The following is an 11,987-nucleotide window of genomic DNA, read 5'->3' as shown; positions in this document are numbered from 1 at the left end:
TTGGAAAGTCCAAAAAATATGATCAAAAATTACGCACTATTTTTTAGCACAAATTTTGATCATTACAAAAATGGAATCAAAATAGGGCAAATTGTAAATGATTATGTATAAGTATTAAAAAATTGATGAAATACCCTTAACTACATTTATTTAAAAGAAAGCTTAGATAATTCATTTTTTCATAATTTTAATTTTTATTTAAAAACAATGATTTAAATTTTATTTTTCTTTTTAGATTTATTATTTTGGTTCCTTTTATCCAGATTGGCATAGCTCTTGCAAATTTTGAGCTTGAGTTTAATCAATGATCATAAAAACGTCTCAGACGATCTGGGGGAGCCACACAATGAAATTAACATTAAAAGTATTATCTCTTGCTTTATTGGGCGCTGTATCTTCTTTTTCTTTTGCCGAAGAACCTGTTGCTGAACATACGGTATCTGGAAATATAAGCGTACTTTCAAGCTATAACCTGCGTGGTATTACTAACATTCCTGAAAATAGCGGCGCTACCTTACAAGGTGGACTCGATTATAACCATGCGTCTGGCTTCTATGTAGGTTGGTGGGGATCTACGCTAGATTACACTTTGTCTGAAGAAGGACGTGATGCTTTCGAAAATAACTTCTATGCTGGCTATAGCCACGCAGTCAATGATGACTTAGGTTTAACGATCGGTACGACTTACTACTATTATTATGAATCTGATGTCAATTCTGATGGATTTGAGCTGTTATTGGGTATGAGCTATAAAGATTTGGGCGTTACAGCACAAACCCTTCTTGAAGATACCACTTGGGGCAATGCAGGTGATACCTATTTAAAAGCCACTTATAGCTATGCTTTACCACAAGATTTCAGCTTGGATACAGCTTTAGGCTTATATGCTTATGAAAAATCAGGTGACTTTATTGAAGGAACTACAGAAAGTTTTGGTTTCCGTCATTTTGACATCGGTTTAAGCAAGCCACTTGGTGACACAGGTGTAACTGCAAGCATGAATTATATTTTGGGTGGTTATGATCGTTTTGATGAAAAACAAAAGAATAAAGTCGTATTCGGGCTCGGTTATAGCTTCTAATCCTCTTTAGATAAAAAGGCGACCTTAGGTCGCCTTATTTTAATGATCTAAATCTGCTGCTGCCCGCGATAAGACAGGGCCTCCGAAAGATGCTGACTTTGAATATCTGGACTTTGATTTAAATCGGCAATGGTGCGTGCAACACGCAAGACCCGATGATAGCCGCGCGCTGATAAATTCAGTTTTTGTTGAGCTATTTCAAGCATATTCTGAGCAGACTGATCTAATGCGGCATATTGCTCTAGCTGCTTTGGACTCAAACTCATATTCGAGGTATTTTGCCGTTGCATCTGAATTTCATAGGCTGCAATGACGCGTTGTCTAACCGTTTCTGAGTTTTCTGTAGGTCGATTGTCCTGTAACTCATGCGCCTGTAATGGCGGTACATCAATATGCAAATCAATCCGATCCAGCAGGGGGCCTGAAATCCGGTTCTGATAGCGTTTAATACTTTCTGGTGAGCATTGGCAGCGGATATCCTGATTAAAGGCATATCCACACGGGCAGGGATTCATGGCAGCCACTAACTGGAAATTGGCCGGAAAGGTAATTTGGCGTGATGCTCGGGAAATGACGATTTCCTTCGCTTCCAAAGGCTGCCGTAAGACTTCCAGAACTTTGCGGTCGAATTCAGGCAGTTCGTCCAGAAATAAAACCCCTAAATGCGCCAGGGTAATTTCTCCTGGCTTGGGGTGTGAGCCGCCACCGACCAATGCTACCGCCGAAGCAGTATGGTGGGGTGCTCGAAAAGGCCGTTGCCCAAAAGAGTGATTGGCATTCGCCACCGAATAAATACTGGCGACTTCCAGATTTTCCTGCGTCTTTAAGGGTGGCAAAATACTGGCCAATCGAGAAGCCAGCAAGGTCTTGCCTGTTCCGGGTGGGCCTCGAAACAGCAGGGAATGACCACCTGCCGCAGCAATTTCCAAGCCACGCCGTGGTCGTAATTGTCCTTTTACATCCGCCAGATCAAACTTATAAAAATGGTCTGTATTGAGTGGACTGGCTTCTATTTGCGGTAAGCGCTGCGCTTGGGCAAGATGTTCACACACTTCTTTTAAATGATTGGCTGCAAAGACTTTAAAGTCTGGGAGCTGACAGGCTTCCTGTGCATTGGGGCCAGGCAAAATCAGTTGATGCTGGTCACTTTGACAGGCAATGGCAATACTTAAGGTGCCGCTGACAGGACGTAATTGACCATCGAGGGCCAATTCTCCAATAAATTCAAGATGCTCGGTGCAATTTTCAGGCAGCTGCCCAGAGGCCACTAAAATACCTAAAGCAATCGGTAAGTCCAGACGTGAGCCATCTTTTGGCAGATCTGCAGGGGCCAGATTAATGGTCAGACGTTTGGTTGGAAATTGAAAGCCGCTATTCAAAATGGCAGAACGGACCCGGTCTTTACTTTCACGTACCGCCGCTTCGGGAAGCCCCACTATAGTGAGTGAAGGCATACCCGAACTGACATGAACTTCGACTTCAATTAAAGGCGCATGCAGGCCCAGCAAGCCTCGCGTATAAATTTTGGCAAAAGACATTATTATTGTTCCAATTTGGTGCGTTATTTTTATAGTTCTGGTGTCTTTTATGCACTGTAGTTGTGCTTATTTTTTGTTCGAAATTCTCTCTTCTAATGCTTCCACCTGTTTGAGCAAATCATTCAGGCGATGATTGGCATTATTTAGGGCAGTACGCTGACGTTCTATTTCTTCTTTAGACACCAAATCCATTTTCGCCACAGCTTCATTTAACAAGGCACGGATATTATGTTCCAAATCTTTCTTAGGTTGTTCGACTTGCTGCAAAATTGCTTGTAATAAAGTTTCAATCATTGTCTGATCCATCGCCGTAGAAAGGAACCGACAGTTTAGCATTGCTAAAATGCAGACTATAGTATTTCAGACAAAATATAGACTTATTCGATTAAAGATATTGTAAAAATCCACATAAAAAATGTCTATTTTTTGAAGATTCGAAGCCTTTATCCGTATAAAATAAGGTATAAATAAACCACATGCCGGGCTTTCTAATTTCCCCCGACCTTAGGAATCTTGGCATGAAATTTGAACGTAAAACCTTACTGGTGAAATAAGCCGAAGGAAAACAAACATGAAGCTCGTAACTGCAATTGTAAAACCTTTTAAATTAGACGATGTTCGCGAAGCATTGTCTGAAATTGGTGTTCAAGGCATCACTGTAACTGAAGTGAAAGGCTTTGGTCGTCAAAAAGGCCATACTGAACTCTATCGTGGTGCTGAATACGTTGTAGATTTCTTGCCGAAAGTCAAAATTGAAATCGCGATTAGCGATGAAATGGTAGACGCGGTGATTGAATCTATTACTCGTGTGGCGAGCACTGGAAAAATCGGTGACGGAAAAATTTTCGTTACTAACTTGGAACAAGTCATCCGTATTCGTACAGGTGAAACAGGTGCAGACGCTGTCTAACTTGGCACGAAGTTTGCTGAGTACCTAATAACTCACAAAAACTTGGTTGGGGGATACGAATGAAAAAAATGCTACTCGCGTTCGGCATGGCCGGCGCTCTTTTTGGTGGTTCTGTTGCATGGGCTGAAGAAGCTGCAACAGCAACAACACCGACAGAAGAAATTGTGCTTGTTGAAGAAGCAGGCGATACAACAAATACAACAACAGACACTACAGCAGCAATTGCTGAAGCAGCGCCAGTTGAAGCTGCAGCACCTGCAGAAGAAGAACCAACGCTAGATACCGGCGATACCGCTTGGGTTTTAACCTCTACCGCTCTAGTTTTACTCATGACCATTCCTGGCTTGGCGCTATTTTATGGCGGTATGGTCCGTAAGAAAAACGTTCTGGCGACGATGGCACATAGCTTTATTGCTGCGGCGGTGGTGAGTATTGCCTGGGTGATTATTGGTTATACCCTCGCTTTCGGTGAAGGCAATGCCTTTATAGGTGGCCTGGACAAGTTCATGCTGGCCGGTATTACCACAGAGGCGCTTTCAGGCACGATTCCTGAAATCCTGTTTGTGATTTTCCAAATGACTTTTGCCATCATTACGGTTGCCATCATCAGCGGTTCGATTGCAGAGCGTATGAAATTTGGTGCTTTCGTTGCTTTCATCGCACTTTGGGTGGTGATTGTCTATGCACCAATTACCCACTGGGTATGGGGTGGTGGCTGGTTAGGTAATGACGGCGCGCTTGATTTTGCCGGTGGTACGGTTGTACATATCAACTCGGGTGTTGCCGGTCTGGTCGCAGCGTATATGTTAGGCAAACGTATGGGCTTGGGCCGTGAATCTATGGCACCGCATAACCTGACGCTTACTGTGGTCGGTGCATCTTTACTCTGGGTAGGCTGGTTCGGTTTCAACGGTGGTTCTGCATTAGGTGCCAACGGTTCTGCAGGCTATGCTTTGGTCGTGACTCAAGTCGCAGCAGCGGCAGCAGCTATCTCCTGGTTAATCACTGAAAAACTGGCACGTGGTAAAGCTTCTGTACTGGGCGGCGTATCGGGCGCAGTTGCTGGTCTGGTGGTCATTACTCCAGCTGCAGGTTTTGTGACTGTAGGCGGCGCATTGGCGATGGGTCTGATCGGTGGTGTGGTGTGCTTCTGGGGGATTACTGCACTGAAACGCGCATTGAAAGCCGATGATTCTTTAGATGCTTTTGGCCTGCATGGTGTAGGTGGTATTGTTGGCGCGATTTTAACGGCCTTCTTTGCCAGCGAATTCATCATGGGTGACAATGCTCCTGCCAATGTCATGCATCAGCTTTGGGTGCAAGTGGAAGGTGTGCTGGCAACGATTGCTTACTCTGCGATCATGACCTTCATTATCCTGAAAGTCATCGACTTGATCATTGGAATCCGTGTGGCATCTGATGATGAGCGTATGGGTCTGGATTTAAGTCAACATGGCGAACGTGTCGAATAATAATAAATACACCATAATCAATATATAGTGTAAAACAGCCCGAATGGGCTGTTTTTTTTCTATATGTTGCGTAAAACTCTACAAAGTTTGTAATTTTTGCTACACTCGGAATCCATCTGGATTTGTTCAATTAAACCGCTATGCATTGCCCATTTTGCAATACTGCAGACAGTAAAGTGATTGATTCACGCCTGGCAGCTGAAGGCTGTCAGATTCGTCGTCGCCGTGAATGTGTCAGTTGTAATGAACGCTTCACTACCTTTGAAAGCTATGAAGTGGTGATGCCGCGCGTCATCAAGTCGGATGGCAAGAATGAACCTTTCGATGAAGCCAAATTACGTCGTTCCCTGATGCATGCCTTGCAAAAACGCCCGGTGACCCAGGAGCAGATTGAAACGGTGCTGAGCGATATTCAGCTACAGATTCGCCGTTTAGGTGAGCGTGACGTGAAATCTCGTACCATTGGTGAAATCGTGATGCAGTCTTTATTCGCACTTGATCATGTTGCTTATGTGCGTTTCGCTTCGGTCTATCAGGATTTTCAGGATGTCGAAGCTTTTCGTCATCAGATTGAACAGATGCAACAACGAGAATTACAAGAATAAGTATGGCTGAACTGAATCAAGATCAAATCTGGATGCAGCGGGCCATTGAACTGGCACGTCAAGGTCAATACTCGACCAAGCCCAATCCGAATGTCGGCTGTGTCATTGTCAAAGATGGCGTCATTATCGGTGAGGGTTTTCATCCTCAAGCAGGGCAGCCGCATGCTGAAGTATTCGCGCTGCGTCAGGCTAGTGAGCAGGCACGTGGTGCAACCGCGTATGTCACTTTGGAGCCGTGTGCGCATTATGGGCGAACGCCGCCATGTGCCAAGGGTCTGGTTGAAGCTGGTGTGGCTAAAGTGGTCGTGGCCTGTCCTGATCCAAATCCGCTGGTGGCGGGCAAGGGTGTACAGATTTTAAAAGATGCCGGTATCGATGTTGAAGTCGGGATTGGTCAGGAACAAGCGCATCAGCTGAATCAAGGTTTCCTGAAAGCCATGGCGACCGGCATGCCGTATGTGCGACTTAAAATTGCATCCAGTCTGGATGGCCGTACGGCGATGGCATCCGGTGAATCGAAATGGATTACCGGAGCCGAGGCGCGTCAGGACGTGCAGTATTGGCGGGCCATTTCCGGTGCAGTCATCACTGGGATTGAAACAGTTCTGGCCGATGACTGTCAGCTGAATGTGCGGCAACTCGATGGCATTGAAGATATTGAAACAGTAGTACAGCCCAAGCGTATCATTTTGGATCGTCAGGGGCGTTTGCCATTAACGGCGAAAATTCTAGCGCAAGCCGACACCGTGTTGGTGATGGGACCTTTTCGGCAAGAGCTGGCCGATCTGGGTGTGTTACAATTGCCGGTACAGCCTTTAAAACAATTATTGTCCCAGCTGGCTGAGCAGCATCAGATTTATGATGTCTTGGTGGAAGCAGGGGCGACCTTATCTACGGCATTTTTACAAGAACAATTGGTTGATGAACTGATCAGTTACGTTGCACCGACCTTATTGGGTCAGTCTGCACGTACTATGTTTAATGCAGAATTCAGCCTTATGGCAGAACAACTCCGATTTAAGCTGCGCGATGTGACCCGCTTGGGTGATGACGTGCGCTTCAGGTTAATTCCTTTTCAAGAGACACTATGAGTTCAGAGTCTACGGTTTATCATAAACGTCGCCATGCGGCACGTACCACCGATGAATATCTTTTCCATCAGCTGGTTCCTTATCTGGGCAACAAACGCCGTTTATTACATTTGATTCTGGAAGCACTTGAAATTACAGGAACTCTGAAGCGTGAAGATGGCCGTGCGCCGATTTTTGCTGATTTTTTTGCTGGTTCTGGTGTGGTATCACGCTTAGCCCGTCAAAATGGTTATCGCGTGATTGCCAATGACTGGGAACCCTATAGCCATGCATTGAATCATGCGGTGCTGGCCTGTACTGAAGCACCGGCGTTTAAAGAATTGGGTGGCTATCAGAAAGCCATTGATTATCTGAACCGTCTGCCGGAAGTGAAAGGCTGGGTCACGCATAACCTGTGTCCGCGCAATGATGAAATTTATGATCCCGCCCGTGACCGTTTGTTCTTTAAACGTCGTAACGGCATGCGTATTGATGCGATTCGTCAGCAGATTGCAGCCTGGCAGGCACAAGGTGCAATTGATGATGTGGAAATGTCTGCCTTGCTGGCACCCTTGCTGTATTCCGCCAGTTTTGTCAGCAATACTTCTGGTGTTTTCAAAAGCTTTCACCATGGTTGGGGCGGGAAAACCCAAACTGCGCTGGAACGGATTGAATCTTTACTATGGTTAACGCCAAGTCGTTTTTGTGAATCGGATCAGAAAAAAGGAATGGCCGCAGAAATGTGGTGTGTCGATGCCCAGCATTTGGCCAACCAGATGAGTGGTTTTGAAGTGGATGTGGCTTATCTGGATCCACCGTATAATCAGCATGCCTATAGCAGTAATTATCATGTGCTGAATGCGCTGACCTTATGGGATCAGGCCGATTTGCCGACTCCAGATACCAAGGGCTTTAAGAGCGGGATTGACCGGGCATGGCGCAAAGAGCGTCCGAGCCAGTACAATTCCTCTAAATATGCCAAAGAAGCTTACGAGAGCCTGTTGGCCACCATCAATGCACGTTTCATTCTGACCAGTTATTCAACTGACGGTAATATCAGCGCTACCGATTTGTTACAGGCCAATCTGAAACGTGGCCGGGTGACTTTGCTGACCCAGGATGTGCCGCGTTATCGTGTTAGCAAACAGCGCCAGTCTGAACGTGCCCGCGTGCTGGAATTTATTGTGATTACCGATACCCACGCCAAGTCAGGTCCACCGATCCGTCAATTACTCAGCCAGCTGCATCATTATGCAGAATTGGGTGGTGTGGATACGACCGGCGTTAGTACCCAGTTGGCCCTCTGGTAAAAGAATTGAAAAGGAAATAAAAATGTTTACAGGTATTATCGAAAGCCTCGGCAAAGTCGAAAGTCTGCAAAGCGTTGGTGGTGATGTACGTTTACGCATCCAGACCGATCTGGACATGTCCGATGTACATCTGGGTGATTCTATTGCGACCAACGGCATCTGCCTGACCGTGATCGACTGGGGCGAGAAGTGGTATGCGGCTGATGTTTCCCGTGAAAGCCTGAACCGGACCACACTCGGCACCTGGAAAGCCGGTCAACCTGTCAATGTTGAAAAAGCCATGTTGCCAACTACGCGTTTTGGTGGTCATATTGTGTCAGGTCATGTCGATGCAGTCGGCGAGATCACGCTGGTTCGTGAAGATGCACGTTCGATTTATTATGAAGTCACTGCACCGGCCGAAATTGCCAAATATCTGGCAGAAAAAGGCTCGGTTACAGTTGATGGTATTAGCCTGACGATTAATCATTTGCGTGGCAGTGTGATCAGTCTGAACCTGATTCCGCATACCGCTGAACGGACCAATATAGGTACCTGGAAAGTTGGCAGCAAGGTCAATCTGGAAGTGGATGTATTGGCACGTTATATTGAACGTTTATTACTGGGTGATAAAGCCGCTGAAACTACTGAGCAATCAAAAATCAGCATGGATTTCCTGGCTGAAAATGGTTTCTTAAAATAAGAGAAATGTTGATTTACTGAACAGTCTGATTGAAAAATTAGACTGTTTTTTTATTTTTCGGGATAATCAGCAGTTCAACTTGCAAATATTGCCTGGGTGGACGGGTCGAATGCTCGATTTTTTACTGAACTTGGAACAGTCATTGCCGCTATTGCTCGATCAATATGGGGTATGGATTTATGCAATCCTGTTTCTGGTGATTTTTGCAGAAACCGGTTCTGTATTTTTCTTTTTCCTGCCGGGTGACAGTCTATTGCTGGCTGTGGGAGCTTTGTGCGCCAGCAGCGACCTGGTGACCTTGCATTCGATGGGGCTGTTGTTATTCACTGCCTCGGTGCTGGGCTATAGCGTGAATTATTACACTGGAAAAGTTCTCGGCTTAAAATATTTCAACCAACATTCACGTTATTTCAAGCCGGAATATATGGTGAAAACCAACCACTATTTTATGAAACATGGCGGTAAAACTATTTTAATCGCACGTTTTATTCCCTTTGTCCGCTCATTTGGCCCTTTTGCTGCCGGTTCAGCGCATATGAGCTTTGCCACATTCAGCTTTTATAATATTGCGGGTGGCATCCTCTGGATTAGCACGTTATTAAGCATTGGCTACTTGCTCGGAAATGCTGCCTTTATGCTGGCAGATTTTTTCTAAGACGCGACATAGAAGAAAAAAAAGCCCGAATTTTCGGGCTTTTTAATGTGAAAGGATCATTTAAATATTATGTAGCTGATCAGAAAATTCTGAATTTTTCAGCATATACTCGATTTCTTCTTTGGCCGCCGCACGCATTTTTTCACGCAGTGCATTGACGGTCTGTTCAATCACGGTTTCTGCCTCAAGTTCCAGACGTAAACGTACACTTTCTAATTCGGATAAAATGCTCTGGTCCTCAATCTGGATGCGACCTCTGGCAAAATCAAAAGTCGTCTCAGGATTTTTTGCATAACGTGCGACATAGTGCTGCACTTCAGCCTCTAGATGCGTCTTTATTTCAGCGAGCGCCTGACTCTGTTCGCTAAATTTGCGCTGTTCCTCATGACGTAGCTGTTCTTGATAGGCCTGTTCTTCGGCACGTTTCTCGGCCAAGGCCTTTTCAAGCGCAAGCTGTTTGCGAATACGGGCTTCTTCAATCAATTCGGCCTTGCGCTGCGCATACGCGGCTTCGATCTTGCGTTCAGATTCCTGTTGCAAGCGCTGGTCGCGACTCTGCCATTCTTCCAAAGACGTTTCTGGCTTTAAAATATCGCAGATCCGAGAGAGGTCATCGATAAAGGTCTGACGTACAGCTTCCGGCACATTTAACCAGCGCTGTTTAAAATCGGGACCTACATTTAATGCCACGTGCCTCTCCTTGTGGATGATATCGGTTAAAGCTTATGGGTGTCCGGTTCAATACCTAAACGACGATATTGCTTGAATTTTTCACGACCCAGCTGTTTAGCCGTTTCATGGTTTTCAATGATCTCAATAATGTGACTAAATTTTGCGTAAGGTTCAAGTGCTTCCGGATTAAAATTGAAAATAATCCAGTCGGACTGTTCCGGTAGTGTTGCCGAAATACAGACCGTCGCCTGAGGCTGGTCAATACCATGCGGAATAAAACTCGCGGGATCAAAACTCCACAGGCGTTCATCCAGCTGCTGTTGCAAATCTGTATCGGCACACAATAACCAGATTCGCGCCGGCTGGCGCAGAATCTTACGGCATAAACGACAAGTGCTGTTCACTTGTCGTTCAGGACTTTTTTCAAATAAATAAAAGCTGACTTTAGCCATTGCTTTGAACGCGACTCGTCAGGAATTGCATCAATAATGGAACTGGACGGCCGGTTGCACCTTTATTGGTACCTGAGTTCCATGCCGTACCTGCAACATCCAGATGTGCCCAGCGATATTCACGGGTAAAACGTTGCAGGAAGCAGGCTGCAGTCACAGAACCAGCTTTTGGACCACCGATATTGCCAATGTCGGCAAATGGTGAATCCAGTTGTTCCTGATAGTCTTCCAGTACCGGCATACGCCATACCCGGTCAAATGAATGCTGGCCGGCAGCTTCCAGTTCTGCTGCCAGTTTATCATCTGGCGTGAACAGACCTGTCAGCACTGAACCCAAAGCGACCACACAGGCACCGGTTAAGGTCGCAATATCAATCACCAAAGCAGGATTAAAACGTTTTACATAAGTCAGGGTATCACACAGCACCAGACGTCCTTCGGCATCGGTATTCAGGATTTCAACCGTCTGACCGCTCATGGTCGTTACGATATCACCAGGACGGGTGGCTTTACCTGAAGGCATGTTTTCTGCTGCAGCGATGGTTCCCACCACATGTAGAGGTAAGCGGGCTTCGCACAATGCACGCATCGTACCAAGTACAGAGGCTGCACCGCACATGTCATATTTCATCTCGTCCATGCCTGCGCCCGGTTTAAGTGAAATACCGCCAGTATCAAAAGTAATACCTTTACCCACCAAGACTACCGGTGCTTCGCTACGTTCTGACTGATATTCCATGCTGATGATACGGCCCGGACGCTCTGAACCCTTACTCACTGCAAGGAAGGCACCCATGCCTAAATCCGCCATCTGCTGTTCATCCAGCACAGTGACTTTAAGCAGCTCCGGATATTCGGCCGCCAAAGCCAACGCCTGTTCTGCAAGATATTCAGGGAAACAGATATTGCCCGGACGGTTGCCCAGGTCACGTGCCAGATTTTGTCCGCTTTGCACTGCTTGTACCAGTTGCAACTGTTCGGTAGTTAAGACGCTATGAGTGGCAATCAGGTCGATCTGCTCGAGCACAAATTCATTCTTCTTGGATTTATATTCATCATAACCATAGCTGGCCTGAGTCAGGAAGAGCGCAAACAGATAATGGAATTCTTGTGGAAGTTGTGTCAGATCTACAGAAATCTGTTTGAATTTTTTTTGAGTGACTTGAATAATAGTTTGCGCGATTTTTGCAAGTTTTGCCGGTTGCAGTTCAGCGACCTTGCCTAAACCAATTAGTGCTGCATGGCTGGACTGGCTCACCTGACCAATCAGGCTCAGGCTTTCCGCCAACGCTGCCTTGAATTGAGAGGCTTCAATTAATGTGTCTAAATTATTGATTTGATAGGTTGCGGTTGTATTCTGAAGTTGTTCTGAGTCAACTAAAATCAACAAAGATTGACTTGATCCATTCTCTGGGAATGACGTATTAATTGTAAGTTTCATATTCTGTTTTCACGCCTGTCTAGATGGGTAAATCATTCAGTCATTGAAACATTTATCCGAATAGATTTTCAATGGGCAGGGCGGCCTAGGTTTTATATT

13 protein-coding genes are annotated in these 11,987 nt (G+C 45.6%); 8 read left to right on the top strand and 5 right to left on the bottom strand.

From position 1 onward, the window contains the following. Nucleotides 1-346: 346 nt before the first annotated feature. Complete coding sequence (locus tag I6L24_RS02790) at nucleotides 347-1,081, top strand: TorF family putative porin (RefSeq protein ID WP_216986391.1); 735 nt, start codon at nucleotides 347-349, stop codon at nucleotides 1,079-1,081. A gap of 47 nt (nucleotides 1,082-1,128) precedes the next feature. Here the strand turns inward: I6L24_RS02790 and I6L24_RS02785 are convergent, their stop codons facing one another. Then, nucleotides 1,129-2,619 (bottom strand): YifB family Mg chelatase-like AAA ATPase, encoded by a 1,491-nt coding sequence (locus I6L24_RS02785; protein ID WP_216986390.1) that lies wholly within the window; start codon nucleotides 2,617-2,619, stop codon nucleotides 1,129-1,131. 66 nt (nucleotides 2,620-2,685) lie between these two features. After that, nucleotides 2,686-2,913 carry an accessory factor UbiK family protein gene (locus I6L24_RS02780; protein ID WP_004732524.1) on the bottom strand — a complete coding sequence of 76 codons (228 nt, stop codon included), beginning with the start codon at nucleotides 2,911-2,913 and terminating at the stop codon, nucleotides 2,686-2,688. Between the two features lie 277 nt (nucleotides 2,914-3,190). Here I6L24_RS02780 and glnK point away from each other — a divergent pair, with 277 nt between their 5' ends. From glnK to I6L24_RS02745, 7 genes are all read left to right on the top strand, one after another. After that, entirely contained in the window at nucleotides 3,191-3,529 is a 339-nt protein-coding gene (gene glnK, locus I6L24_RS02775; protein WP_004281042.1) for a P-II family nitrogen regulator, read from the top strand. A 59-nt stretch (nucleotides 3,530-3,588) separates the two neighbouring features. Further along, a complete protein-coding gene (locus I6L24_RS02770) occupies nucleotides 3,589-5,001 on the top strand; it encodes an ammonium transporter (protein WP_086044356.1) in 1,413 nt (470 codons plus the stop codon). A gap of 140 nt (nucleotides 5,002-5,141) precedes the next feature. After that, nucleotides 5,142-5,606: a transcriptional regulator NrdR gene (nrdR, locus tag I6L24_RS02765; protein WP_004281044.1), complete on the top strand. Its 465-nt coding sequence runs from the start codon at nucleotides 5,142-5,144 to the stop codon at nucleotides 5,604-5,606. A gap of 2 nt (nucleotides 5,607-5,608) precedes the next feature. Further along, nucleotides 5,609-6,697: a bifunctional diaminohydroxyphosphoribosylaminopyrimidine deaminase/5-amino-6-(5-phosphoribosylamino)uracil reductase RibD gene (gene ribD / locus I6L24_RS02760; RefSeq protein WP_086044357.1), complete on the top strand. Its 1,089-nt coding sequence runs from the start codon at nucleotides 5,609-5,611 to the stop codon at nucleotides 6,695-6,697. Continuing rightward, nucleotides 6,694-7,986 carry a DNA adenine methylase gene (locus tag I6L24_RS02755; RefSeq protein WP_086044358.1) on the top strand — a complete coding sequence of 431 codons (1,293 nt, stop codon included), beginning with the start codon at nucleotides 6,694-6,696 and terminating at the stop codon, nucleotides 7,984-7,986. The genes ribD and I6L24_RS02755 overlap by 4 nt, the downstream gene beginning before the upstream one ends. A gap of 22 nt (nucleotides 7,987-8,008) precedes the next feature. After that, a complete protein-coding gene (locus I6L24_RS02750; RefSeq protein WP_086044359.1) occupies nucleotides 8,009-8,668 on the top strand; it encodes a riboflavin synthase in 660 nt (219 codons plus the stop codon). Nucleotides 8,669-8,777: 109 nt separating this feature from the next. Then, nucleotides 8,778-9,323 carry a VTT domain-containing protein gene (locus I6L24_RS02745; protein ID WP_086044360.1) on the top strand — a complete coding sequence of 182 codons (546 nt, stop codon included), beginning with the start codon at nucleotides 8,778-8,780 and terminating at the stop codon, nucleotides 9,321-9,323. A 60-nt stretch (nucleotides 9,324-9,383) separates the two neighbouring features. On the opposite strand, the gene blhA is transcribed toward I6L24_RS02745, so the two are convergent. The 3 genes from blhA to I6L24_RS02730 are packed head-to-tail and all read right to left on the bottom strand — an operon-like array spanning nucleotide 9,384 to nucleotide 11,888. Next, a complete protein-coding gene (gene blhA, locus I6L24_RS02740; RefSeq protein WP_086044361.1) occupies nucleotides 9,384-10,013 on the bottom strand; it encodes a cell division protein BlhA in 630 nt (209 codons plus the stop codon). A gap of 26 nt (nucleotides 10,014-10,039) precedes the next feature. Continuing rightward, nucleotides 10,040-10,447 (bottom strand): DNA polymerase III subunit chi, encoded by a 408-nt coding sequence (locus tag I6L24_RS02735; RefSeq protein ID WP_085064324.1) that lies wholly within the window; start codon nucleotides 10,445-10,447, stop codon nucleotides 10,040-10,042. Continuing rightward, a complete protein-coding gene (locus I6L24_RS02730; protein WP_085064325.1) occupies nucleotides 10,440-11,888 on the bottom strand; it encodes a leucyl aminopeptidase in 1,449 nt (482 codons plus the stop codon). Before I6L24_RS02730 ends, I6L24_RS02735 begins: the two co-directional genes overlap by 8 nt. Nucleotides 11,889-11,987 lie beyond the last annotated feature (99 nt).

The organism is Acinetobacter lwoffii (assembly GCF_019048525.1).
Taxonomy (GTDB): domain Bacteria; phylum Pseudomonadota; class Gammaproteobacteria; order Pseudomonadales; family Moraxellaceae; genus Acinetobacter; species Acinetobacter lwoffii_K.
The sequence above is the reverse complement of the archived record's forward strand: the minus strand, read 5'-3'. Positions and strand labels throughout refer to the sequence as shown.

Coding starts and splice junctions, on each gene's coding strand:
- I6L24_RS02790 (WP_216986391.1), top strand. CDS start 347: ATGAAATTAACATTAAAAGTATTATCTCTTGCTTTATTGGGCGCTGTA.
- I6L24_RS02785 (WP_216986390.1), bottom strand. CDS start 2,619: ATGTCTTTTGCCAAAATTTATACGCGAGGCTTGCTGGGCCTGCATGCG.
- I6L24_RS02780 (WP_004732524.1), bottom strand. CDS start 2,913: ATGATTGAAACTTTATTACAAGCAATTTTGCAGCAAGTCGAACAACCT.
- glnK (WP_004281042.1), top strand. CDS start 3,191: ATGAAGCTCGTAACTGCAATTGTAAAACCTTTTAAATTAGACGATGTT.
- I6L24_RS02770 (WP_086044356.1), top strand. CDS start 3,589: ATGAAAAAAATGCTACTCGCGTTCGGCATGGCCGGCGCTCTTTTTGGT.
- nrdR (WP_004281044.1), top strand. CDS start 5,142: ATGCATTGCCCATTTTGCAATACTGCAGACAGTAAAGTGATTGATTCA.
- ribD (WP_086044357.1), top strand. CDS start 5,609: ATGGCTGAACTGAATCAAGATCAAATCTGGATGCAGCGGGCCATTGAA.
- I6L24_RS02755 (WP_086044358.1), top strand. CDS start 6,694: ATGAGTTCAGAGTCTACGGTTTATCATAAACGTCGCCATGCGGCACGT.
- I6L24_RS02750 (WP_086044359.1), top strand. CDS start 8,009: ATGTTTACAGGTATTATCGAAAGCCTCGGCAAAGTCGAAAGTCTGCAA.
- I6L24_RS02745 (WP_086044360.1), top strand. CDS start 8,778: ATGCTCGATTTTTTACTGAACTTGGAACAGTCATTGCCGCTATTGCTC.
- I6L24_RS02735 (WP_085064324.1), bottom strand. CDS start 10,447: ATGGCTAAAGTCAGCTTTTATTTATTTGAAAAAAGTCCTGAACGACAA.
- I6L24_RS02730 (WP_085064325.1), bottom strand. CDS start 11,888: ATGAAACTTACAATTAATACGTCATTCCCAGAGAATGGATCAAGTCAA.